The following is a 21,866-nucleotide window of genomic DNA, read 5'->3' as shown; positions in this document are numbered from 1 at the left end:
CCTCCGCGGGCTTAAGCTTTCGCTCCGCTCGATGCTTTTCAGGACGGAAGTCCTGGAAAAGCCCGCTCCGCACGGCGCTCTTCGCGCCGCGAAGCCGCCAAAACGACTTCGAGCGATTGCCCTGCCCTCTATCTCTGCATGCATCGACCGGGGCAAGCGGCCGTTGTCTCGATGGCCTTCACCCATGGGAATCGCCGGATGCGCATCGAAACCGTCTTCCTGTTCGACCTCGACGGCACCCTGGTCGACAGCGTCTACCAACACGTGCTCGCCTGGAAAGAGGCGCTCGACGCGAAGGGGATCCCGCTCTCGGTCTGGCGCATCCACCGCAAGATCGGGATGAGCGGTGGGCTGTTCACCAACCAGCTCCTGCGCGAGACCGGACTCGAGATCGATCCTGAGCGGATCGACCGGCTGCGACGGCTGCACGCGGAAGCCTATGGCCGGCTCTCGAAGGGTGTGGTGCCGCTGCCGGGCGCCAAGGACCTGCTCGCAACGCTCAGCGAGAACCGCATCCCCTGGGCCATCGCCACGAGCGGCCGGATGGAGACGGCGGGCCACAACCTCGTCGCGCTCGGTGTCGATCCGGCCCAGGTGCCGGTGGTCACCCGCGACCTCGTGAAATACGCCAAGCCCGATCCCGACCTATTCCTCGCCGCCGCCGAGCGGCTGAACGCGCCGATCGAGCACGCGGTGATTGTCGGGGATTCGATTTGGGACATGCTGGCGGCCCGACGCTGCCGTGGACTCGGGGTCGGCCTGCTCTCGGGCGGATACGGGACGGAGGAGCTGGAACGCTCGGGGGCCGTCAGGGTCTACGACGACCCGGCCATGCTTCTGCAGCACCTCGATGAGGTCGGCGGCCGCCGCTGAGCGCGCCCGGCGCGATACGGCCAAGCTCAGACGGAAGCCCGGCTCCGCGAAACCCGAGGCGAGAACCAGTGGACCGATCCTGACAATTGGATGAACGGTCGCGTGCAACTTCATTCATGCGACAAAACGTAATGTGAGCTTCGTCACATCGAGAGTGAACCGAATCCAGACCGCGCTCGTTAGGGTGCCAATGGATCGGCGATCCACCTCTTCCGGAGAGACTTGATGAAGAAGCTTGCGATTCTGTCGGCCGTGGCTGTTCTCGGCGTCGGCGCCCTGTCCTCGACCGATGCCGAGGCCCGGTGGCGCGGTCGCGGCGGCGGTGGCGCGATCGCGGCCGGCGTGATCGGTGGCCTTGCGGCTGGCGCGCTCGTGGGTGCGGCCGCCTCGAACAGCTACGGCTACGGCGGTTACGGCTATGCCCGTCCGGCCTACGGTTACGGCGGCTACGGATATGGCCGGCCTGCCTACAGCTACGATTACGGCTATGCCCGTCCGGCCTACGGCTATCGCAGCGTCGGCTACTATGACGGCGGCTACTATGCCCCGCGTCGTGCCTATGGCGGCTATTCCTGGGGCGGCCCGGCCTATGATTACGGCTACGGCTGGTAAGTCGACCCGCCGTCACTTCCAAGCGTGACGGCCACGGCCGCGCCCCACCGGGCGCGGCCGTTTCGCGTTCAGGAGGCGGAGGCGGCGTCGCGGGCGGCGATGGTCTCGGACCAGACAACGGCGCGGCGGGCCATGCCGATATGCTGGCGCTCGTACATCCGGCCCTCGACCTTGATCGCCGCGCGCTTGGCGTTCTCCGGCAGGTTGAAAGCCTCGATCACGAGACGCGCGCGGCGCACCTCCTCCTCCGTGGGGGCGAAGGAGGTGTTGGCGGGCTCGAGTTGGTTCGGGTGAATCAGCGTCTTGCCGTCGAAGCCGAGGTCGCGCGCCTGCCGGCACTCCTCGCGGCAGCCTTCGGGATCGGCGATGTCGTTCCACACGCCGTCGAGGATGATCAGCCCCTCGGCGCGCGCCGCGGCAAGAGTTAGCATCATCCACGGCAGCATCGGCACGCGCCCGCGCACAAGCTGCGCCCAGGTGTCCTTGGCCAGATCGTTGGTGCCGAGCACGAAGCCGGTCAGCCGGTTGCGGCGGTCGCGGCGCGCCTTGGCGATCTCGTGGATGTTGAGGATCGCCGCCGGGGTTTCGATCATCGCCCACACCGCGATGGATTCGGGCGCGTCGAGCGCTTCCAGCGCGTCGGCCACGCTCTCCAGCACCGCCGGCGACGAGACCTTGGGCATCAGGATCACGTCGGGCTTGGCCTGGATCGCCGCACGCAGATCCCCGTCGCCCCAGGGTGTCTGCGGCGCGTTCACCCGGATCACGAGTTCGCGATGGCCGTAGCCACCGCTCTTCACCGCGGCGCAGACCTGATCGCGCGCCAGCTCCTTCTCTTCCATCGAGACGGCATCCTCCAGATCGAGGATCAGCGAATCGGCGGGCAGCGTCTTCGCCTTCTCGAGGGCGCGCTGGTTCGATCCCGGCATGTAGAGAACGCTGCGGCGCAACCGCAAATCGGACATGTCTCGTCTCCTCCTGGGGGCGGGTCAGGAACGCCGCGCGCCACTTCCACCCTCGTTTGCACCCTTATTTGAATGCATAATACGAAGGATCCCGATCGGTTGGAAGCGGCCGGAAGCGGGGCTACTTAACCGCGAGTGCCCGGTGACCGCCAGAGGGCACACCCCATCCCGACTTTTGGAGAGTTTCAGATGCCCTTGATGCGTTTCGACCTGATCGAGGGCCGCAGCGACGCCGAGTTGAAGGCCCTGCTCGACGCCGCGCACGAGGCGATGCTCGAAGCCTTCCAAGTGCCGCCCGGCGACCGCTACCAGATCGTGACCGAGCACAAACCCTCGCGGATGATCGTGGAGGATACCGGCCTCGACATCCCCCGCACGCGCAACGTGGTGGTGGTTCAGATGATCACCCGGCCGCGCGGGCGCGAGAAGAAGGAGCTGTTCTACCGGCTGCTGACGGAGAAGCTGCAGGCCGCCTGCGGCATCGCGCCGGCCGACGTGATGGTCTCGACGGTGGAGAACACCGACGAGGATTGGTCGTTCGGACACGGCCGGGCGCAGTTCCTCACCGGGGAATTGTAAGACTCGGCCGTCCGCCCTCTGCCACCAGCCAGTCGATGAAGGCGGTGAGCGCGGGAGACTTGTCGGCGTCGAAGGGCGTCAGGGCGAAGTAGGCGGCCCGCTCGACCCGGATCTCCGGAAACGGCACCGCGAGCCGGTTTGCGGCGACCATCCGGTCGAGGATCGGGAACGGCCCGATGCCGAGGCCGGTGCCGTCCTCCACGGCTTGGAGGGTCACGAAGAAATGGTCGAACACCCGGCGGCGCACGCCGCCGGGCAAGGCGACGCCGGCCGCAGCGAGCCAGTCGCTCCAGTCCCCTGGCCGTGTCTCGGTGCCGAGGAGCACGTGGCCCCCGAGATCGCGCAGAGTCGCCAGCGGCTTGTTCCGCGTCGCCAGCGGCTTGTTCCACAACAGGGCGGGGCTCGCCACCAGGGTATCCGCTTCCGTCAGGAACGGCACCGCGCGGTGCTGCGGCCACGGATCGGGGCCGCGCCGGACCGCAAGGTCGAACCCGCCGCGCAGCGCGTCCTGCAGGGTCGTCGTGGTGGTGACCCGGACCTCCGTGTCGGGTCGAGCTGCGTGGAAGTCGTCGAGGCGCGGGATCAGCCAGCGCATGGCGAAGGTCGCAGGTGCGCTGACCCGCAGGACGCGTGGCGCTTGGGGCCGCCCGCAGGCCTCGGCCGCCGCGGTCAGCCGGTCAAACGACAGGCTGACCTCTTCCGCGAAGACGCGGGCAGCCGGGGTTGCTACCATCCGCCGCCCGACCCGCACGAACAGCCGCTGCCCGAGCCACGCCTCCAGCGCAGCGACCTGACGGCTGACCGCCCCATGCGTCAGCCCGAGTTCGAGACCGGCCTGGGCGTAGCTGCCGGCTCGAGCCGCGACCTCGAACACCTGCAACGCGTGGAGCGGCGGCAGCCGACGCATCCCCTCCTCCGTCCGTGAGGAAACCGCACAAAACCCGTGCGACAAGCAGCTCTGATCCCGCAAAAATCACGGGTTTAAGGTCTACGCGCAAGCGTCCGAAGGGGCGTCAGAGGGGATTGTCCGTGTGAACCAGGCCGTTCGACTCGACCGATCGATGGAGGGCGCCGGCCGCGACCTCAAGCGGCGAAGCCTCGGCGGAGCGTGCCTCGCCCACGCGCTGCACGACGGCTACACCGATCTGCTCTACGTGATGCTGCCGGTCTGGCAGGCGGAGTTCGGCCTCGGCTATGCCGGGCTCGCCGTCCTGCGCAGCCTCTACTACGCCACGATGGGCGGCCTGCAGGTGCCCGCCGACCGGTTGTCGGCACGGTGGCCGATCCGCGTCAGCCTCACCGTCTCGACCCTGGTCGCCGCTGCCGGCTTCTGCGTGATGGGTTTGAGCGGCGGTCTCACAGGGCTCTGCGCCGGGCTGGTGCTTGCCGGGATCGGGGCCAGCATTCAGCATCCCCGCGCCTCGCTCCTCGTCGCCCAGGCCTATGGCAGCGCGGCACGCGGGCCGCTGGGGATCTATAATTTCGCCGGCGATCTCGGGAAGGCGCTCTTTCCGGTCGCGGTGGCGCTGCTGCTCGGCGTGCTGGCCTGGCGGTCGGTCACCGGACTGATGGCAGCGGTCGGTCTCGCCGCGTCCTTGGCGCTCGTCCTCGTCCTGCCGCGGGGCGCGCTCGCCGCGCCCCCGGCGCGCGCCGGCCGGACCCGTGGCAGGGGGCGAGGCTTTACCCTCCTGATGACGGTCGGCGCCCTCGATACCGCCACGCGGATGGGCACCCTGCTGTTCCTGCCCTTTCTCTTGGAAGCCAAGGGCGGCACGGGCGCGACGACCGGGCTCGCGCTGGCCCTGGTCTTTTCCGGCGGCGCCTTCGGCAAGGCCGTGTGCGGCTGGCTCGGCGAGCGCCTGGGCGTCGTGCCCTGCGTCGTCGCGACCGAGACAGCCACCGCCGGGCTGGTCGCCGCGCTCCTCGTCCTGCCGCTCGGGCCGGCCCTGGTCGTGCTGCCGCTCGTCGGCCTGGTCCTCAACGGCACCTCCTCGGTGCTCTACGGGACGGTGCCGGATCTTGCGCCGCGCGGCGATGTCGGCCGGGCGTTTGCCCTGTTCTACACCGCGGTGATCGGCTCGGGCGGGCTGGCGCCGATCGCCTACGGGGCGCTGGGCGATCGGGCCGGCTCGGGCTTCGGCCTGCTGGCCGCCGCCGCCACGGCGCTGACCATCGTGCCGCTGGTACTCGGCTTGCGCCGGCCGCTCGCCCGGATCGAGCGGGAGAATGCGCAAGAACAAGCGCGACTTTGAGCGCCGATTTTCTTTGTAAGGCCAAGGTCCAACCAAATCACACGACCGATTCAGGTCAACCTTTCGTCATGATCGAAGGCCAAGGGCGTCCCCGAACTGCTTTTCGAAGGGACGAACCGGATGCGAAAGACCTGTCTCGGCGCCTGTGCCGGCCTCGCGTTGCTCGCCGGTCTCTCCGGACCGGCGCAGGCTGAGAACCGGACCGCGATGAGTGTCGGCGCCGGGGCTGTCGCCGGCGCGCTCGTGGCCGGGCCGGTCGGTGCGGTGGTGGGTGCGGTGGCCGGCGGCGTCATCGGCTCGAACAGCGCCACGCGTCCCCGCTCCGCCCGCAAGCGCCGCGCCGCCTTGCGCCGGTCGGCCCGTGCCCCCCGCCGCGCCGCCATGGCCGAGCCGGCACCCGCCCGCGCCGAAGCGCCCCGCGTCATGAATACGGGCGGCACCGGCCGCGCCGCGCCGGTCCGCTCGGGATGGCAGGATCCGCGCTGAGCCGAAACCGGATCAACGAGGCTATGGCTTGAGCGACTGTCGCTTCCAAGCCACAGCCACGGAAATGCGCAAGCGTGACCGGTCCGGTGCCATTTTCATGACGCGATGCGGCGCGCAGGATCAACCTCGTGCAATCGTCCGAGAGCGAGGAAGCGATGGCTGATCCGAGCGCCGACCCGAACCGAACGGACCGACTGCAGACGGTGTCCCGCCTCGAGCGGCCCACCGTCAGTCGGGTGACCAAGGGGGTCGCCTCTGCCATCGGCAAGCGCCTCTCCGTCGACAAGGACGGCGCCCTGCCCGATCGCCTCGCCTTTCTCGTGGATCGTCTCCAGGCCGGACCTCTCGGCCGCACCTCCCTCAAGCATCGTCGAGTTGCCTGAATGTCCAAGTTCGAACGCGCCCTCAACGACGCCACCGTGGTTCCCTTCCCCGCGGCTGCCACCGAGGCGGTTGCCGACGAGAACGTCGCCTCGATCATCGAGGTGCTCCAAGATCAGCTCAAGCTCGCCCGCGAGGGCAAGCTGCGCTCGGTCGCGGTGGTCTCCGTGTCGAACGACGGCAGCGCCATCGGCACACAATGGTCCTGCGCCCACGGCGACGTGGCCAGCCTGATCGGCAAGCTCACCGTGCTGTCCCACGACATGATGGCCGCGCGGAACTGAGTCTTTCCGGAGCGATCCCGAAAAACAAAGGGCGGCGCTCGCAGCGCCGCCCTTTGTTTGAGCCGATTGCTCGTTGGTGTTCGTCCGAACCCTCGTGCCGCGAGCGTCTTCGGACGATCCATCTGACGTTAGCCCAACAAGAGGGCCCGCAGGTCGCCGCCTGCGGGCCCTCAGTCGTATCCTGGCGGTGCGGTTGCAGAGAAAGCAGCCCCGCACCGAAAGCAGGAGCGATCCGGCGATCGTAGGGATGGCCGGACCGCGAAAAACCTCAGGCCAGCCCGAGCTTCTGCGCCAGACCGATGCGCTGGAGCTTGCCGGTCGCGCCCTTGGGGATCTCGTCGAGGATCAGGATCTTGGCCGGCACCTTGAAGGCGGCCAGACGCTCGGAGGCGAAGGCGCGAATCTCCTTCTCCACCGCCTCGGCATCCTCGCGCAGCACGATCGCGGCGGCGACATCCTCGCCGAGCTTGTCGTGCGGCACCGCGAAGGTGACGCATTGCGACACCGCCGGGTGGTCCATCAGGACCTCGTCCACCTCGCGCGGCGAGATCTTCTCGCCGCCGCGGTTGATGATCTCCTTCAGCCGCCCGGTGATCGAGAGGTAGCCCTCGGGCGACAGGACGCCCTGGTCGCCGGTGCGGAACCAACCCTGCCGGGTGAAGGCCTCGGCATTGGCCTTCTCGTTGTTCTCGTAGCCCTTCATCACGTTGTCGCCACGGATGACGATCTCGCCGGTCTCGCCCGCGGGCAGCGGCTCGCCGTCGATATCGACCACCGCGATTTCGGGGCCGGCCGCGAGGCCGACCGAGCCCGCATAGTGGGGCTTGGGCGGCAGCGGGTTCGAGGCCATCTGGTGCGCGGCCTCCGTCATGCCGTAGGCCTCGATGACGGGAGCGCCGAAGGTCTCTTCCAGCTCCTTCATCACCTGCGGCGGCAGGGAGGAGGACGAGGAGCGGATGAAGCGCAGCGGGTTGCGCGCGATGATCTCTTTGTTGCGCGCGGCCCGGCCCAGGATCGCCTGATGCATGGTCGGCACGCCGGTGTACCAAGTGGGGTTCACCTCATCCATCCAGCCGAAGAACTTCAGCGCATTGAAGCCCGGCGTGCAGGAGACCTGCCCGCCCACCGAGAGCGGGGCGAGGATGCCGGCGATCAGGCCGTGGATGTGGAACAGCGGCATGATGTTGAGGCCGCGATCCTCCGCCGTGAAGGCGAGCGCGGTGCGGATGTTGCGGGCCGAGGCACAGACATTGCCCTGGGTCAGCGGCACGATCTTCGGCCGCGAGGTGGTGCCGGAGGTGTGCAGCACCAGCGCGATCTCGTCCGAGCTCGCCGGTCCGCCCTTCTCGGCCGGTGCAGCGCTGTCATCGGCGAAGTGCAGCGTGAAGCTGCCCGCGCCCTCCTCCGGGGTCGGCCGCAGGCGGGCCACCGCCACGCCGAGCTTCTCCGCGACGGCGACCGCGGGCGAGTCCGAGCCTTCGGCCACCAGCAGCAGCTTGGCGCCGAGGTCGCTCATGTAGAACTCGAATTCGTCGGCCTTGTAGCTCGGGTTGAGCGGGGCCGAGGTGGTGCCGGCAGCCACCGCGATGAAGGCGGCGGCCATCTCCGGGCCGTTCGGCAGCACGATCGCCACCCGATCGCCGCGGCCGATGCCGCGGGCGTTGAGGTCAGCGACCGTCCGCTCGGTCAGCGCGCGCAGCGCCTGGAACGTCAGCGGCACGCCGCCGGGGCTCGACAGGGCGGGGGCCGCATCGGCGCCGGCCTGGATCAGCTCGTGAAGAGTCGTCGCGGCCACGCTGGCCTCCTTGGAGTCGGTGGGGGGAAGGGCGGAAGTCTCGGGCAGGAGCATCGTCACGCTCCCTGGATCGCGAGGCGGCCGTTCGCGCGCTCCAGGCTCTGAGCCAGGAGCCGCATCAGGGCGAAGACGGTGTCGATATGCGGGGTCGGCGTGCCGGTGAGGCGGCCGAGCTCGATCACCGAGCCGACGAGCGCCTCCAGCTCGATCGGGCGGCCAGCCTCGACGTCCTGCAGCATCGAGGTCTTGTGCGGGCCGACCTTCTCGGCGCCGGCGATGCGCTTGTCGATGCCGAGGCGGAAGGTGACGCCGAGCTTGTTCGCGATCACTTCCGCCTCGCGCATCATCTCGGCGGCGATCGCCCGCGTGTCGGGGAAGCGGCAGATGTCCTCCAGCGTCGCGTGCGTCAGCGCGGAGATCGGGTTGAAGCTGAGATTGCCCCACAGCTTGAGCCAGATCTCGGCGCGGATGTCGCTGGTGACCGGCGCGCGGAAGCCCGCCTTGGCCAGCCGCTGGGAGAGGGCTAGCACCCGCTCCGACTTCGAGCCGTCGAGTTCGCCCAAACCGAAGCGGTTGCCCTCGATCACCTTCACGGTGCCGGGATCGGTGAGCACGGTCGCCGGATACACCACCGAGCCGATGACGTGCTTCGGATCGAGATGGTCGGCGATCAGCCCGCCGGGATCGGCGCTTTCCAGCCGCGTGCCGGCATATTCGCCGCCATGGCCGCCCATGAAGTACCACCACGGGATGCCGTTCTGCATCGTCACCACGACGGTGTCGGGGCCGATCAGGTGCTTGAGATCGGCGGCGATGGGGCCGACCTGATGCGCCTTCACGGTCAGCAGCACGACCTCGTGCACGCCCGCCTCCTGCATGGAGCGGGTCGCCTTGACGGACTTCGAGTGGATCTCGGTGCCGTCCTCCTCGATCAGGCGCATGCCGTCCGACTTGATCGCGTCCGCGTTCGAGCGGGCGATGAAGGTCACGTCCTCGCCGGCCTCCGCCAGCCTGACTCCGAGATATCCGCCGATGGCGCCGGCGCCGACGATCGCGATGCTCATGTCTCTCACCCGTGCTGCCGTTACCGCTCCGCCGGCCAAGCCTTGAATCTTCGTTTCCTAGAACGCCGATCCGGCCGTTTTCGTCCGTTTGCGGAGACCACTTTTGCTGAAGCTTCGCCTACTCGAAACGATTGCTGAGCGTTCCGATACCCTCGATCACAACCTCGACCGTGGCGCCCTTGGGGATCGGCCCCGACCCGACCGAGGTACCGCAGGCGATCACGTCGCCCGGCTCCAGTGTCAGCCCCTGCGAGAGCTGCGCCACGAGCCGGGCGACCGGGATCAGCATATCGCTGATCGGGAAATTCTGCCGCTCGCGCCCATTGACCAGGGTCCGCACGGTCAGCGCCTCCGGATCGAGCCCGGTGGCGATGACGGGCCCGAACGGGCCGAAACCGTCGAGGCCCTTGGCGCGGGTCCACTGCGTGAAGCTCGCATCCGCCTTGAGGATCGCGGCAGAGGTGACGTCGTTCACGCAGGTGAAGCCGAACACATGGTCGGCGGCCTCGTCCTCGGTGACATCGCGAGCGGTCTTGCCGATCACGATGCCGAGTTCGCCCTCGTAGAGCCCCCGTCCCGCCGCCTCCGGCACCGCCACCACCGCACCCGAGGGCCGGAACGTGTTGGCGGGCTTGATCAGGAACAGCGGCGCCTCGGGCCGGGACAGGCCCTGCTTCTCCATCAGTGCCCCGAAATTGTTCCACAGGGCGATCATCTTCGAGGGACGGCAGGGCAGGCCGACGCTCACCTCGGCGAGCGCCAGCACCTGCCCCGTCGGTCCGTTCTCGCCGAACAGGTCGCCCTCGCAAACCTCGATCCGTTCGCCGTCGAGCCGGCCGAAGCCGGACTCGTTGTTGTGGGTGAAGCCGATCCAGCGGGTCACGGGCTCGCTCCTCACTGGTTGCGGGCGACGAAGCGGGCACGCATCGGCTTCAGCACGAAGAGCGCGAGGAAGCCGGCGACGAAGGCCATCCCGGAGGCGAGGTAGAACACGTTCTGCCAGGAGCCGGTCGCGGTCTGGATCGCCAGGAAGGCGGGCAGCATCAGCGAGGCCGTGCCCTTGGCGGTGTAGAGCAGGCCGGCATTGGCGGTGGCGTTCTTGTCGCCGTAGGTGTCGGCGCAGGTCGAGGGGAACAGCGAGTAGATCTCGCCCCAGGCGAAGAACACGAGGCCGGTGAGCAGCACGAAGGCCATCGGCGAATGGGCGAACATGCCGAGCGCCAGGATACCCGCGCCCTCGACCATGAAGGCAAGGAACATGGTGTTCTCACGCCCGATCCGGTCGGAGATCCAGCCGAAGACCGGCCGGGTCACGCCATTGAGCACCCGGTCGATGGTGAGCGCGAAGGTGAGCGCCGGCAGGGTCAGGCCCATCAGCGAGACGGGAATCGAGTCGACCTGGAAGTCCTTGGCGATGGGGGCGAGCGAGGCGGTCGCCATCAGGCCGCCCGCGGCCATCATCACGAACATCGCGTACATCAGCCAGAAGACCGGGGTGCGCACCATCTCGGCGGAGGAATACTGGCGGCGGCTCGTGGCGTTGGGGGAGACGCGGCCGGCGAGCATCCGCTCCTTGTAGGCGGCACTCGGCGAGGAGAGCAGCAGGGCGGCAACCATGACCACGATGCCCTGGCCGAGGCCGAAGGCGAGGAAGGTCTGCTCGTAGCCGCTGTCGCGGATCATCGCGGCGATCGGGATGACGGTGAGGGCCGAGCCCGCACCGAAGCCCGCGGCGGTGAGGCCGGCGGCGAGGCCACGGCGATCGGGGAACCACTTAAGGGCGTTGCCGACGCAGGTGCCGTAGACCGCGCCCGCACCGATGCCGCTGATGGCGGCGGCCAGATACAGGAACCACAGCGAGTCCGCGACCGAGTTCATCGCCCAGCCGACGGCGCAGAGCACGCCGCCGAACAGGGTGACGACCTTCGGGCCGTACTTGTCGACGAACCAGCCCTCGATCGGAACGAGCCAGGTCTCGGTCAGCACGAAGATCGTGAAAGCGACCTGGATCGCCGGCTTGCCCCACCCGTACTTGTCGTTGATCGGATTGACGAACAGCGTCCAGCCATACTGCAAGTTGGCGATCATCGACATGCACAGCACACCGAGGATGAGCTGTCCCCAGCGCCCACCGAAGGGCGTGTCGGCACGTGATGTCGAATAGGCACCGGTAGAGGGCAATGGATCGGCGGCTTGAACGGCCATGGAGCGTCCCTGATCTCGACTTTTCTTTTGGCGGACCGGGACGGCTGCCCGGCTTACCCGTAGTGGAATTTTGGATACCGCATACGTAACCCCTCGTGACCCGAGCGCTGACAGGAAAATATTTGGCCGTTGCGCAGATATTTTTTGAACGTTCCCGCAGAATGAATGCATTTTGTGGGGCGTGTGCGGGGCGGCACGCCTTATCATAGGAGTGGAACCAAGCGCCGGGGGGATCCGTTCAGCTTGCCGAGAGCGCCGCGAGACGGCGCTAAACCAACGAACGGAGAGACGCGATGAGCAGCACGACCGACAAGATCAAGGGCGCCGCCAACGAGGTCGCCGGCAACGTGAAGCAGGGCGTCGGCAACCTGACCGGCAACGAGAAGCTGCAGGCCGAGGGCAAGGCGCAGGAAGTCGAGGGCAAGACCCAGCGCACCGTTGGCGAGGCCAAGGAAGGCGTGAAGAACGCCGCCGATGCGGTGAAGAGCAAGCTCTAAGAGCCGCCTGCGCCGGCCTTTCCCAGCAGGATCCGACGGCCGGAGCCGCACCCGACCGGGTGCGGCTTCTTCATTTCGGTCGACGGCCGCGAGCGGCTTGGCACAACCCATTTGATCAGAGGAAATTCATCATGAACAGGGACCAGTTCGAGGGCGGACTGCGCAACCTCAAGGGTCGTGGCCGCACCGCGCTCGGCGCCGTGGCGGGCCGCGCCCGCCCGCAGGTCGAAGGCGCCTACGAGCAGGTCGCGGGTGTGGCGCAGGCGGCCTATGGCCGGACCCGCGACCGGGCCGAGGATCTCTACGAGGATGGCTACCGCCTCGCCGACGAGGCCGTCTCCCGCGGTCGGCATCTTCGCGATGAGACCCTGGAGCGCGGGCGCCAACTGCACGAGGAGGCCCGCGGCCGAGGGCGCCACCTCCGGCACGAGGCGCGTCAGCGCGGCCGCGAACTCGCCATGCGGGCCGACGCGAATCGTGGCACGACGCTGGCCCTGGTCGCTGCGGCGGCCTTCGGTCTCGGCTGGCTCCTCAGCCGCCGCTGAGGCCGGCGCGCCGCGCGGCCTCCTTCGCCGCTTCCTTGGCCTCGTAGAGGGCACGGTCGGCCCTTGCCAGCAGGGCTTCGACCGTGTCGTTCGGACCATCCGCGTGGGCGAGGCCGAGGCTGGCGCTCACCCGCACCGTTCCGGCGTCGAGGACAATGGGGGCGGCAATGGCCTGCCCGAGGATCTCACGAAGGGTCCCACGAGGCGGCCCGGATGAAGCGGTCGCGCCGTCCGGGACGATCACGACGAATTCATCGCCTCCGGGGCGTGCCGCGAACAGGCCGTGCGCGGCCGCCATCTCGCCGAGCCGGCGGCCGATCTCCGTCAGGACCCGGTCGCCCGCGGCATGGCCGAGGCGATCGTTGACCGGTTTGAAGCCGTCGAGATCGAGGCTGATCACGCCCGGTCGCTGCCCGGCGGCCAGCCGCCCGGCGAGATGCTCGCGCAAATACATCCGGTTCGGCAGGCCCGTAAGGTCGTCGTGCCGGGCGATGTGGCGCAGCCGCTCGTTCGCCGCCTCTCGCTCGGTGACGTCCCGATCGATGCCGCGGTAGCCGCGCAACGCACCGTCAGGGCCGAGCAGCGGCACGCCGCTCGTCTCCAGCACCACGAGGCTGCCGTCCTTGCGCAGGTTGCGGTTGAGAAGCTGGGCGAAAGGCCGGCGCTCGGCGGCAATGGCGGCGAAGATTCGCCCGACCCGCTCGGCTTCGTCGGGGGGCATGAAGTCGAAGGGTGTGCGTCCCACCACTTCCTCCGGCTCGCGACCGAGCAGGGCGACGCATTGGCGCGAGGCGTAGGTGTAGCGCCCCTGCGCATCCACCTCCCAGATCCAATCCGAGTTCTGCTCCAGCATCTCTCGCAGATGAGTCAGTTCCCGGCGGATCGCCTCGGCCGAGTCGTCCTCCGTCGCGCCCAGCATGGACGACATCGCAGCGGACCGGTTCGGAGGAAGAGTATTCACGGGCTTCGGCAATGCAATCAGGACAATCCGGCAACCCTTGAGCCATCTTGACTAACGAGCGGTTGATACGGTTTCCGCTCCATCAAAGCCGGAACGGTCTCAGAATGCCTGCGGACGGCGTCCGCGATCCGGCATGTCCACTCGCAACAACGGAGATGCCAGCATGCCGGCGCGATCCTGGCTCGATCTTACGACGGCGGAGATCCGCGCCCGCGACATGGGCCGATCCATCGCCGTGCTTCCGGTCGCCGCGGTGGAGCAGCATGGGCCGCACCTGCCGCTCGGCACCGACACGATGATCGCGGAAGGGTATCTGCAGCGGGTGGCGCGGCTGGTACCGGAGGCGCTCGACGTGCTGCTCCTGCCGGTGCAGGCGATCGGCAAGTCGGACGAGCACGATTCCTTTCCCGGCACCCTGTCCCTGACCGCCGCGACCGCGCTTGCCGCCTGGACCGAGATCGGCGCCAGCCTGCACCGGTCGGGCTGCGGGAAGCTCGTGATCGTCTCCTCGCATGGCGGCAACAGCGCACTCATCGACCTCGTAGCGGGCGCGCTGCGCGGGCGCTTCGGCATGGTCGCGGTGACGACCTCGTGGAGCCGCCTCGGCCTGCCTGAGGGGCTGTTTCCGGAAGACGAGATCCGCCACGGCATCCATGCCGGCGGCCTCGAAACCGCGCTGATGTTCGCGCTGCGGCCCGACCTCGTGCGGCGGGACCGCATCGCGCATTTCGAGCCCCGCACGGTGGCGATGGCCCGTGATTTCTCGCTCCTGCGCGCGGGGCGCCCGGCGGCATTCGCCTGGAAGACGGAAGACCTTCACCCCGCCGGCGCCCTGGGCGACGCCCGACTCGGCACGGCCGAGGCCGGCGAGGCCGCGCTCGACCACGGGGCGCGCACCTTCGTCCGGCTGCTGGAGGAGGTGGACCGATTCTCGCTGTAGCGAACCGTCGGGGGGGATGGACGCGGGCGCCGCTAGGGTAACAACCTGGAGCATCGGCCCCGCAAGGTGCCGCCGGCTTTCGGAAGCTCACGATGCTCTCACCCCGCCGCAGCTCGGTCGCGACGGCGAGGAGCGGAAGGACCTCGCCGCGGCTGCCGACGGTGACGATGAAGACGCGCGCCCGCCTCACACTTGGCCCGCGCGTCACCGGCGGCGGGGCGCGTCCGGATCAGAGAGGAAGGGCAGCCTCACATTCGCGGCCCGTGGCGGGGGCGAGCACCTGCTCGCGCAGCCGCCGCGGGCCCAGGGTCATCGCGAAGAAATCGTAGGCGCCGGGCCGCTCGTTCGCGAGGAGGAACTGGAAATGCATCCGGAACGGGCGGAAGCGCACCCGCCGGTAGGTCTCCGGACACAGAAGGTCGCGGAAGCGCGCCGAGCGCACGAGAGGATTGGCGACCGGCTGCCCGCACAGGCGGAGCTTGAGATCGTTCAGCGGGTTGAAACCTGGGAAGTTCATCCAGTCCTGCGGCGCGTGAAAATCGCACCAGACGATGCGCCGATCCGTGACGAGGCGCGCGATCTCTCCCCGCAGGCGGGCGGCTGCCGGCTGCATCGCCACAAGCGGCAGCCCGGATCCCAGCGTCGCCAGCGACAGGCTGGCGCCCGACGAGCCGATCGAGGCGTCGCGGGCGAGCACCCGGGCGGCGACCTCCGCCGCGGTCAGCCCGCCGGAGGAATGGCCGACGATCATCACCTCGTCGGTCGGCTGGCCGGCCTCGTCCCGCGCCGCGACGGAGGACAGGACGTGCTCGGCAAAGGCATCGAGGCGACGCTCGTAATCCGGCCGCCGGCCCTGGCCGTGCTGCCAGTTGAACACCCAATCGTTCAGGAGCTGCCAGAAGAAGACGCGGTTTAGGAAGGCCTCGATGGTCTTGATCCAGACGAGGCCCGCGATCACGCCCAGCGGCAGCGAGACCCAGAGCGGCAGACCGAGGCTGTGGCCGAACCAATCGCCCAGATGCGCGTGCACCGTCACCGCGATGGCGACGGACAGCGCGGCGAGGAGGATCACCATCACGAACGGGTAGAGGATGACGTTCCCATACTTCCAGCTCAACCGGTAGAAGCGGAAGAGCAGGCCGCTCAGGATGGTCTGCAGCGTGCCCGCGACGAGAAGCGCGACGCTGAGGAAGCGGGAGCGGGCGAAGTCGCGCGCGACGATATCGTCCCATAGGAGCACGTCGTAGCGGGTCTCGGCCCCGTCGCCCTGCTCCGGCGCGCTCACGGTCCAGCTCTGAACAAGCCCGTCCTGGCTCAGCTCGGCGCGGGAGATCTCCCGCCGGCCGCCGCCGAAGCGCTTGGTGTAGCGGGTCCACTCCCGCACGAACAGCAATCGATAGCGCGTCCGCGCCTCGGGATCGTAACCGGGAATATAGAAGACGATGCGGCGGCGCACCGGTTCGAGCCGCGCCTCCTGCAGATCCGGCGGCGTGAAACTCAAGGAGTTGCGCATACGCCCGAATGCCCCCATCCGGATGACTGCTCTCGCGCCGGTGCGGCGCAGGTCCGTTACTCGCGCAGAGAGACTTAAACTTATCTCAAATGCACTATCATTCGTTACAGTTTCATGAGCTGTGAAAGGCAACAGAGATTTTGCGCACAAGCCCGCTTCGCGCCGCTGCGCAACGAGTGAAGAGTTCGAGGGAATCTCGGGCAGGCGGGTCATCGCCGATCGCGATGGGATGAACCCTTCTGGTCGATTGCGGTGTTCGAACAGGAGCCCGATGGTGCCGGTTGCGGGACTCGAACTCGCGACCTACCGCTTACAAGGCGGTTGCTCTACCAACTGAGCTAAACCGGCAGCGTACAACCCGCTATCAGCCTGCCTCGGACGACGCAAGCGCATCCAAGTCCATGCTCGTCGCGCCGACAAACCATAAGCCGTATATTGTGCACAACTGATCTTCGCCTCAACGGCCGATTTCAAGCATTCGGGCTTGGCCGGCACGCGGTCATTCGAACCTAATCCGGTTAACCGCCCGGCGCGCGCAGCAATAGGCCGGACGTCGGCGGCTGCCCCTTCGTGCACAAAGGGATTGGAAACGGATTTTGTCAGGCCGCCTCCGGATGCTTCTGGACCTTCCCTCGTCCCTCTTTCGGCAGCGCAAGCCGCCGTGCGGACCGATGCCGCGTGAGATGAGGATCGAGATGTGCCGCGGGCTCCGGGTGGCCGAACAGGTAGCCCTGCATGTCGAGCCCGCGTTCCTTGGCGAGCAGCCGGCGCTGGTCCTCCGTCTCGACGCCCTCCGCCGTCACCGCGAGGCCGAGGCTGCGCGAAAGGCCGATGATCGCGCGCACGATCGCCGCCGATTGCGGATCATGCCCAAGCCCTCGGACAAAGCTCCGATCGATCTTGAGGCGCGTGAGCGGGAAAGTGTGGACGAAGCTCAGCGACGAGTAGCCGGTGCCGAAATCGTCGAGCGCGATCATCACACCGAGCACCCGCAATCGCCGGAGCAGGCTGAGGGCCAGTTCGCGGTTCTGAAGCACCGCCGTCTCTGTGATCTCGATCTCCAGCCGATGCGGCGGCAGACCGCTCTCGGCCAGCGCCCGCTCGACCGCGTCGATGAACTGAGCGCTGCGCAGTTGGGTCGCCGAGACGTTGACGGCCACGGTGAGATGGGCGGGCCAAGCCATCGCCTCACGGCACGCCTCGGCCAGGATCCAGGCGCCGATCTCTGGCATCAGGCCCGCCTCCTCGGCCGCCGGCACGAAGTCCGCAGGCGACGTCGCCACCCCGTCCGGCCGTCGCCAGCGCAGCAGGGCCTCGAAGCCGATGGTGGCACCGGTGCGGGCGCGCACGATCGGCTGATAATGCAGGACGAATTCGCGCCGCTCCAGGGCGCGGTTCAGGTCGGCCTCGAGCATCGAGCGCGCCGCAGCTTTGTCCCCCATCGCCGGGTCGTAGAAGCTGTAACGGTTCCGACCCTCCTTCTTGGCCTCGTAGAGGGCGAGGTCGGCGTTGCGCAGGAGGATGTCGGGATCGCGCCCGGCCAGCGGCGCGACGGCGATGCCGATGCTGGCGCCGATCCGAATCGGCAGCCGTTTGACCCCGTAGGGCTGATTGAGGGCGTCGAGGATCGTCCGCGCCATCTCCGCCACCCGCTGAGGGTCGGCCGGACTGAGGACCAGCGCGAACTCGTCGCCTCCGAGGCGCGCGATCACGTCTTGCGGACGCACCGTCAGCCGCAGGCGCCGGGCGGCCTCCTGAAGAATCTGATCGCCGACGGCGTGGCCGAACGTGTCGTTGATCGGCTTGAAGCGATCGAGATCGATGTAGAGGACGGCGCAATCCTCCCAGCGCGCCGAGGCGAGGGTTTCGGTGAGGGCCTGACGGAGCGCCGCACGGTTGGCGAGATCCGTCAGGGGATCGTGCTGGGCCAGATGCTGGATCTGTGTCTCGAACCGGCGCCGCTCGGTCACGTCGACGAAGGTCGAGACCCACCCGCCGGAGGCCGGTCGCCGCGTCGTCACCGACAAGACCTGTTCCCCATGCACGATCTCGGAGATTTCGGGCCTGTTGAGGTCCAGGTCGCGACGCAGATGATCCTGCAGGAAGCGGAGAGAGGCCGCCTCGCTGAGCGTTTCGGCCAGGACGCCTCCGATCGACGCGCCGACCAGCGGCTCGCCGCTCGGCACCGCGAGGATCTCGTGCATTCGCTCGTTGGCGAGCACCACGCGCCCGTCGTCATCGATGAGGCACAGGCCCTGAGCCATGTTGGACATGGCGAGGTCGAGGTTGCCGAGGGCCGAGTCGAGCTTGAGGGCGTTCACCTGCCGCTCGGTGCAATCGCGGGTGATCTTGGCAAAGCCAATGAATCGGCCCTCGTCGTCGTGGATCGCATCGATGACGACATGCGCCCAGAAGCGGGAGTCGTCCTTGCGCCGGCGCCAGCCCTCCGCCTCGAACCGGCCTTCCTGCCGCGCCGTCCTGAGGCCGTGCTCGGGCAATCCTGCGGCCCGATCTTCCGGACTATAGAAGCAGGCAAAATTGAGCCCCACGATCTCCTCGGCCGTGTAGCCCTTTGTGCGTTGCGCCCCCGCATTCCAATTCGCGATCGTGCCGTCCGGAGTCAGCATATAGATCGCGTAATCCGTCACCCCCCGAACCAGCAGGCGGTACATGAGGTCGGCATCGTCGCGGCAGCTCGGCATTATCGAATTCTTGCGGTGCGCTTCGCGGCCAAGGAAAAGCTACAAAGGTTAAATGTTGTTGCGCTGCGCGCCTGATCCTCATGCGACAGCCACCGACACGGCGCAGGATCATCCGCTATGAAGTTGCAATTTTCGAACGGCGACAACTCTGTCATCGCGTGAATTGCCCTGCCCAAGGCATCCTTTCCAGCGATCCATCACGATAGTGTGAAGTTCGCCGCACGCGAGGATCAAGCAATCCGCTCGGACGACGTGACCAATACGCTTCGACCGGGCCGCTCTCGCCCCTCCGTCGCGAATTGAGTTCTTCTCAGTTCCGTGGCGGTTGCCGTTTGGGTGAAGCAGACGCCGGGCACAGCCCACGGCCAACACGATCCCCGACTCGCTTCGTTGACTTGCGTGTGACACCGGTCAGACGCGAACCGTTTCCCGTGTTCGCCAAAGCGATCCAAGCGGGCGAGAGCCTCTCACATCCTCTCCGGGGGTGATCACCGGCTCTCAGACGACGACGATGCCCAAGCAAAAGGATAGAGCCTCATCTTGGATCCGATAGCGAGGACGATGCTCCGGCGATGCAAAGCCCCTTCACCCTTGATGCGGACGGCCTCGTTCTCGCCGTGCGGCTGACGCCGCGGGCGGGCCGCACTGGACTCGACGGCGTGCGGATGGAGGCGGATGGACGTCCCATCCTGTCCCTGCGCGTGGCGGCACCGCCCGTGGAGGGCGCTGCCAACGCCGCCCTCACCACCTTCGTCGCCAAGAGCCTCGGGCTGCGCAAGGCCGAGGTGACACTCGTCTCCGGCGAGACGTCCCGCACCAAGCGGCTGCATCTCTCGGGCGATCCGCAGGCTCTCGCCGCGCGAGTAGGGGCTTGGCTCGCCGGAGAACCGAAGACGCGGTGAGGATGCCGAGTTCGGCGCAGAGGGGGGTGTCTCAGGCGGCCTTGAGCCGCTCGACGATGGCGACCGCCTCGGCAAAGGCCGCTTCGGCATCGAGTTCGGTGGTGTCGAGCACCACCGCATCCTCGGCGGCTTTCAGGGGGGCGGCGGCGCGGCTCGAATCACGGGCGTCGCGTGCGCGGATATCGGCAAGGATCGCGGCGAGCGTCGTCTCCTCGCCGCGTCCGAGCAGCTCGCGATGGCGGCGTCGGGCCCGCTCTTCGGGGGCGGCGATGATGAACAGCTTCACCCGCGCCTCCGGACAGACCACGGTACCGATGTCACGCCCGTCGAGCACGGCGCCTTCCCCGCCCTCGGCGAAGCGCCGCTGCCAGGACAGCAGGGCGGCGCGCACCTCCGGCACCGAGGAAACCCGCGAGGCCGCCTCGCCCATGGCCCGCTCTCGCAGGCGCGGGTCGGAGAGGCGCTCGGCCGACAGGGCCGAAGCCGCTCGCGCCGCCGCCGCGGTGTCGTCGAGATCGGCGCCTTCGTCGATCAGGGTCAGCGCCACCGCGCGGTAGAGCAGGCCGGTATCGAGATGCGGCAGCCCGTAATGCAGGGCGAGCCGCTTGGCGAGCGTGCCCTTGCCCGAGGCGGCCGGGCCGTCGATGGCGATGACGAGGGGCGCTTCGTCCCGCTGCACGGCGATGTCGTCCGGGATCATGCGGCGGCCCCGTCCTCGATCCGGGCGCCGAGCGCCAGCATGGTCGGGCGGAAGCTCGGGAAGCTCGTGGCGATCATCGCGCCGTCGTCCACGGTGACGGGGCTCTCGGCGGCAAGCCCCATGACGAGGAAGGCCATGGCGATGCGGTGATCGAGATGCGTCGCCACCGTGCCGCCGCCCGCGGGCGGCGCGCCGTTGCCGGTGACGATCAGGTCGTCCCCCTCGATCGCGTGGGTGACGCTGTTGGCGGCAAGCCCCGCGGCGACCGCCGCGAGCCGGTCGGATTCCTTGACCCGCAATTCGTGCAATCCGTTCATCCGGGTCGTGCCCTCGGCGAAGGCCGCGGCGACGGCGAGGATCGGGTACTCATCGATCATCGAGGGCGCCCGCTCGGCCGGCACGTCGACGCCGCGCAGGCGGCTCGCGCGCACCCGAAGGTCGGCCACCGTCTCGCCGCCCTCCTCGCGCTCGGCGAGACGCTCGATGTCGGCGCCCATCTCGATCAGCGTGGTGATGAGGCCGGTGCGCAGCGGGTTCATCATCACGCCGCGCAAGGTCACCTCGGAGCCCGGCACGATCAGCGCCGCCACCAGAGGGAAGGCGGCCGAGGACGGATCGGCCGGCACCACCACGTCGGTGCCGCGCAGGGTCGGCTGGCCGGTCAGCGTCACGGTGCGGCCGTGACCGCCCTCGCCGTAAGGCGCCACGGACACCTCGGCGCCGAACAGACGCAGCATCCGCTCGGTATGGTCGCGGGAGGCGGCCCGCTCGACGACGGTGGTGGTGCCCGGCGCGTTGAGGGCGGCGAGCAGCACCGCCGACTTGATCTGCGCCGAGGCGACCGGCAGCTCGTAGCGGATCGGGATCGCCTCGCGCGGTCCCCTGAGCGTCAGCGGCACGCGCCCGCCCTCGGCCTCGGACACGACCTGCGCACCCATCTTCAGGATCGGATCGAGGATGCGCCGCATTGGCCGCTTGCGGAGGCTGGCATCGCCGTCGAAGGTCGCGGTAACGGGCTGTCCGCCGACCACGCCCATCATCAGCCGCGACCCGGTGCCGGCATTGCCGAAATCGAGCACGCCGGCCGGATCCTGCATCCCGCCGATGCCGACGCCGACGATCCGCCAACGCCCCTCGCCCTCGCGGGTGATCTGAGCGCCCAACGCCCTCGCGGCGGCGGTGGTGCGCAGCACGTCGTCGCCCTCCAAGAGCCCCTCGACCCGCGTCTCGCCGATGGCGAGCAGGCCCAGGATCATCGCCCGGTGGGAGATCGACTTGTCGCCCGGCGGCTTCAGCGCCCCGTTGAGGGGGCCTCCGGGATGCGCGGTGACGGGCTGCGGTTCGGAATCGTGCGACACGGGGATCTTACGTCTGACTCGATCGCTGCGCTGAGGCGTATCGGCTCCCACCGGGTGCCGAGGCCGCCCGCCGGACAGGCCCGGCGCGACGGGCGCCCGTTAGCATGAGGACCGGTCCACGTCATCCGAAAGCCGGTCGCGGACGTGGGTGCCCCCCTTGAGAGACATGCGGAATGGCTCGCCCGTTCGTCTCAGCACCCGACCGCGATCGACGTTGCATGATGATGCAAGATCAGACGAAACCCGGCGGTA

At 68.5% G+C, this 21,866-nt stretch carries 22 protein-coding genes and 1 tRNA gene; 11 read left to right on the top strand and 12 right to left on the bottom strand.

Annotated features, from left to right (window positions below):
* Nucleotides 1-198: 198 nt before the first annotated feature.
* Together LPC10_RS10895 and LPC10_RS10890 are read left to right on the top strand one after the other, a co-directional pair.
* Entirely contained in the window at nt 199-873 is a 675-nt protein-coding gene (locus LPC10_RS10895; protein WP_231346693.1) for an HAD family hydrolase, read from the top strand.
* A 225-nt stretch (nt 874-1,098) separates the two neighbouring features.
* Entirely contained in the window at nt 1,099-1,485 is a 387-nt protein-coding gene (locus LPC10_RS10890; RefSeq protein WP_231346692.1) for a hypothetical protein, read from the top strand.
* Between the two features lie 68 nt (nt 1,486-1,553).
* On the opposite strand, the gene LPC10_RS10885 is transcribed toward LPC10_RS10890, so the two are convergent.
* Complete coding sequence (locus tag LPC10_RS10885; RefSeq protein WP_231346691.1) at nt 1,554-2,450, bottom strand: CoA ester lyase; 897 nt, start codon at nt 2,448-2,450, stop codon at nt 1,554-1,556.
* A 189-nt stretch (nt 2,451-2,639) separates the two neighbouring features.
* On the opposite strand from LPC10_RS10885, the gene LPC10_RS10880 reads away from it, so the two are divergent.
* Nucleotides 2,640-3,029, top strand: coding sequence for a tautomerase family protein (locus LPC10_RS10880; RefSeq protein ID WP_003605197.1), 390 nt, complete (start codon nt 2,640-2,642; stop codon nt 3,027-3,029).
* On the opposite strand, the gene LPC10_RS10875 is transcribed toward LPC10_RS10880, so the two are convergent.
* The gene (locus tag LPC10_RS10875) at nt 3,013-3,936 is read right to left on the bottom strand and encodes a LysR substrate-binding domain-containing protein (RefSeq protein ID WP_231346690.1); all 924 of its coding nucleotides are present in this window, start codon (nt 3,934-3,936) and stop codon (nt 3,013-3,015) included. The two genes, LPC10_RS10880 and LPC10_RS10875, sit on opposite strands and share 17 nt — an antisense overlap.
* A 124-nt stretch (nt 3,937-4,060) precedes the next feature.
* On the opposite strand from LPC10_RS10875, the gene LPC10_RS10870 reads away from it, so the two are divergent.
* From LPC10_RS10870 to LPC10_RS10855, 4 genes are all read left to right on the top strand, one after another.
* Nucleotides 4,061-5,281 (top strand): MFS transporter, encoded by a 1,221-nt coding sequence (locus LPC10_RS10870; RefSeq protein ID WP_231346689.1) that lies wholly within the window; start codon nt 4,061-4,063, stop codon nt 5,279-5,281.
* A gap of 120 nt (nt 5,282-5,401) precedes the next feature.
* Complete coding sequence (locus tag LPC10_RS10865; protein WP_231346688.1) at nt 5,402-5,767, top strand: hypothetical protein; 366 nt, start codon at nt 5,402-5,404, stop codon at nt 5,765-5,767.
* 155 nt (nt 5,768-5,922) lie between these two features.
* Nucleotides 5,923-6,150: a hypothetical protein gene (locus LPC10_RS10860; RefSeq protein ID WP_231346687.1), complete on the top strand. Its 228-nt coding sequence runs from the start codon at nt 5,923-5,925 to the stop codon at nt 6,148-6,150.
* Nucleotides 6,151-6,432 carry a hypothetical protein gene (locus tag LPC10_RS10855; RefSeq protein WP_108940067.1) on the top strand — a complete coding sequence of 94 codons (282 nt, stop codon included), beginning with the start codon at nt 6,151-6,153 and terminating at the stop codon, nt 6,430-6,432.
* A gap of 268 nt (nt 6,433-6,700) precedes the next feature.
* Here the strand turns inward: LPC10_RS10855 and LPC10_RS10850 are convergent, their stop codons facing one another.
* From LPC10_RS10850 to oxlT, 4 genes are all read right to left on the bottom strand, one after another.
* Nucleotides 6,701-8,281: an acyl--CoA ligase gene (locus LPC10_RS10850; RefSeq protein WP_231346686.1), complete on the bottom strand. Its 1,581-nt coding sequence runs from the start codon at nt 8,279-8,281 to the stop codon at nt 6,701-6,703.
* Between the two features lie 2 nt (nt 8,282-8,283).
* Nucleotides 8,284-9,291: a 2-dehydropantoate 2-reductase gene (locus LPC10_RS10845; RefSeq protein ID WP_231346685.1), complete on the bottom strand. Its 1,008-nt coding sequence runs from the start codon at nt 9,289-9,291 to the stop codon at nt 8,284-8,286.
* Nucleotides 9,292-9,409: 118 nt separating this feature from the next.
* Complete coding sequence (locus LPC10_RS10840) at nt 9,410-10,174, bottom strand: fumarylacetoacetate hydrolase family protein (RefSeq protein ID WP_231346684.1); 765 nt, start codon at nt 10,172-10,174, stop codon at nt 9,410-9,412.
* 11 nt (nt 10,175-10,185) lie between these two features.
* Nucleotides 10,186-11,496: an oxalate/formate MFS antiporter gene (oxlT, locus tag LPC10_RS10835; RefSeq protein ID WP_231346683.1), complete on the bottom strand. Its 1,311-nt coding sequence runs from the start codon at nt 11,494-11,496 to the stop codon at nt 10,186-10,188.
* A gap of 293 nt (nt 11,497-11,789) precedes the next feature.
* On the opposite strand from oxlT, the gene LPC10_RS10830 reads away from it, so the two are divergent.
* Nucleotides 11,790-11,993, top strand: coding sequence for a CsbD family protein (locus LPC10_RS10830; protein WP_108940063.1), 204 nt, complete (start codon nt 11,790-11,792; stop codon nt 11,991-11,993).
* Nucleotides 11,994-12,124: 131 nt separating this feature from the next.
* Nucleotides 12,125-12,538: a CsbD family protein gene (locus LPC10_RS10825; protein WP_231346682.1), complete on the top strand. Its 414-nt coding sequence runs from the start codon at nt 12,125-12,127 to the stop codon at nt 12,536-12,538.
* Here LPC10_RS10825 and LPC10_RS10820 read toward each other — a convergent pair.
* Nucleotides 12,525-13,466 carry a diguanylate cyclase domain-containing protein gene (locus tag LPC10_RS10820; RefSeq protein WP_370644697.1) on the bottom strand — a complete coding sequence of 314 codons (942 nt, stop codon included), beginning with the start codon at nt 13,464-13,466 and terminating at the stop codon, nt 12,525-12,527. The genes LPC10_RS10825 and LPC10_RS10820 overlap by 14 nt on opposite strands.
* Before the next feature lie 196 nt (nt 13,467-13,662).
* On the opposite strand from LPC10_RS10820, the gene LPC10_RS10815 reads away from it, so the two are divergent.
* Complete coding sequence (locus tag LPC10_RS10815; RefSeq protein WP_231346680.1) at nt 13,663-14,439, top strand: creatininase family protein; 777 nt, start codon at nt 13,663-13,665, stop codon at nt 14,437-14,439.
* 229 nt (nt 14,440-14,668) lie between these two features.
* Here the strand turns inward: LPC10_RS10815 and LPC10_RS10810 are convergent, their stop codons facing one another.
* The 3 genes from LPC10_RS10810 to LPC10_RS10800 all read right to left on the bottom strand — a co-directional run bounded on the left by LPC10_RS10810 (nt 14,669) and on the right by LPC10_RS10800 (nt 18,654).
* Nucleotides 14,669-15,970: an alpha/beta fold hydrolase gene (locus LPC10_RS10810; RefSeq protein WP_231346679.1), complete on the bottom strand. Its 1,302-nt coding sequence runs from the start codon at nt 15,968-15,970 to the stop codon at nt 14,669-14,671.
* Nucleotides 15,971-16,224: 254 nt separating this feature from the next.
* Nucleotides 16,225-16,300 (bottom strand) — tRNA-Thr (locus LPC10_RS10805).
* A 251-nt stretch (nt 16,301-16,551) separates the two neighbouring features.
* Nucleotides 16,552-18,654, bottom strand: a complete 2,103-nt coding sequence (locus LPC10_RS10800; protein WP_231346678.1) for an EAL domain-containing protein — start codon at nt 18,652-18,654, stop codon at nt 16,552-16,554.
* Nucleotides 18,655-19,226: 572 nt separating this feature from the next.
* Between LPC10_RS10800 and LPC10_RS10795 the strand changes: the two genes are divergently transcribed.
* Complete coding sequence (locus LPC10_RS10795) at nt 19,227-19,556, top strand: DUF167 family protein (protein WP_231346677.1); 330 nt, start codon at nt 19,227-19,229, stop codon at nt 19,554-19,556.
* A 31-nt stretch (nt 19,557-19,587) separates the two neighbouring features.
* Here LPC10_RS10795 and cmk read toward each other — a convergent pair whose 3' ends face one another.
* Complete coding sequence (gene cmk, locus LPC10_RS10790) at nt 19,588-20,256, bottom strand: (d)CMP kinase (RefSeq protein WP_231346676.1); 669 nt, start codon at nt 20,254-20,256, stop codon at nt 19,588-19,590.
* Complete coding sequence (aroA, locus tag LPC10_RS10785; RefSeq protein WP_231346675.1) at nt 20,253-21,614, bottom strand: 3-phosphoshikimate 1-carboxyvinyltransferase; 1,362 nt, start codon at nt 21,612-21,614, stop codon at nt 20,253-20,255. Before aroA ends, cmk begins: the two co-directional genes overlap by 4 nt.
* Nucleotides 21,615-21,866: the final 252 nt, after the last annotated feature.

Source organism: Methylorubrum sp. B1-46 (assembly GCF_021117295.1).
In the GTDB taxonomy this organism is placed as follows: domain Bacteria; phylum Pseudomonadota; class Alphaproteobacteria; order Rhizobiales; family Beijerinckiaceae; genus Methylobacterium.
This window is presented reverse-complemented; position numbering and strand designations above follow the sequence as displayed.

Excerpts from the sequence above, each read along its gene's own strand:
- LPC10_RS10800 (WP_231346678.1), bottom strand. The coding sequence starts at position 18,654 with ATGCCGAGCTGCCGCGACGATGCCGACCTCATGTACCGCCTGCTGGTT.
- oxlT (WP_231346683.1), bottom strand. The coding sequence starts at position 11,496 with ATGGCCGTTCAAGCCGCCGATCCATTGCCCTCTACCGGTGCCTATTCG.
- LPC10_RS10845 (WP_231346685.1), bottom strand. The coding sequence starts at position 9,291 with ATGAGCATCGCGATCGTCGGCGCCGGCGCCATCGGCGGATATCTCGGA.
- LPC10_RS10890 (WP_231346692.1), top strand. The coding sequence starts at position 1,099 with ATGAAGAAGCTTGCGATTCTGTCGGCCGTGGCTGTTCTCGGCGTCGGC.
- LPC10_RS10880 (WP_003605197.1), top strand. The coding sequence starts at position 2,640 with ATGCCCTTGATGCGTTTCGACCTGATCGAGGGCCGCAGCGACGCCGAG.
- LPC10_RS10855 (WP_108940067.1), top strand. The coding sequence starts at position 6,151 with ATGTCCAAGTTCGAACGCGCCCTCAACGACGCCACCGTGGTTCCCTTC.
- LPC10_RS10815 (WP_231346680.1), top strand. The coding sequence starts at position 13,663 with ATGCCGGCGCGATCCTGGCTCGATCTTACGACGGCGGAGATCCGCGCC.
- LPC10_RS10875 (WP_231346690.1), bottom strand. The coding sequence starts at position 3,936 with ATGCGTCGGCTGCCGCCGCTCCACGCGTTGCAGGTGTTCGAGGTCGCG.
- LPC10_RS10795 (WP_231346677.1), top strand. The coding sequence starts at position 19,227 with ATGCAAAGCCCCTTCACCCTTGATGCGGACGGCCTCGTTCTCGCCGTG.
- LPC10_RS10825 (WP_231346682.1), top strand. The coding sequence starts at position 12,125 with ATGAACAGGGACCAGTTCGAGGGCGGACTGCGCAACCTCAAGGGTCGT.
- LPC10_RS10850 (WP_231346686.1), bottom strand. The coding sequence starts at position 8,281 with ATGCTCCTGCCCGAGACTTCCGCCCTTCCCCCCACCGACTCCAAGGAG.
- LPC10_RS10865 (WP_231346688.1), top strand. The coding sequence starts at position 5,402 with ATGCGAAAGACCTGTCTCGGCGCCTGTGCCGGCCTCGCGTTGCTCGCC.
- LPC10_RS10885 (WP_231346691.1), bottom strand. The coding sequence starts at position 2,450 with ATGTCCGATTTGCGGTTGCGCCGCAGCGTTCTCTACATGCCGGGATCG.
- LPC10_RS10830 (WP_108940063.1), top strand. The coding sequence starts at position 11,790 with ATGAGCAGCACGACCGACAAGATCAAGGGCGCCGCCAACGAGGTCGCC.
- LPC10_RS10895 (WP_231346693.1), top strand. The coding sequence starts at position 199 with ATGCGCATCGAAACCGTCTTCCTGTTCGACCTCGACGGCACCCTGGTC.
- LPC10_RS10810 (WP_231346679.1), bottom strand. The coding sequence starts at position 15,970 with ATGGGGGCATTCGGGCGTATGCGCAACTCCTTGAGTTTCACGCCGCCG.
- cmk (WP_231346676.1), bottom strand. The coding sequence starts at position 20,256 with ATGATCCCGGACGACATCGCCGTGCAGCGGGACGAAGCGCCCCTCGTC.
- LPC10_RS10820 (WP_370644697.1), bottom strand. The coding sequence starts at position 13,466 with ATGTCGTCCATGCTGGGCGCGACGGAGGACGACTCGGCCGAGGCGATC.
- LPC10_RS10860 (WP_231346687.1), top strand. The coding sequence starts at position 5,923 with ATGGCTGATCCGAGCGCCGACCCGAACCGAACGGACCGACTGCAGACG.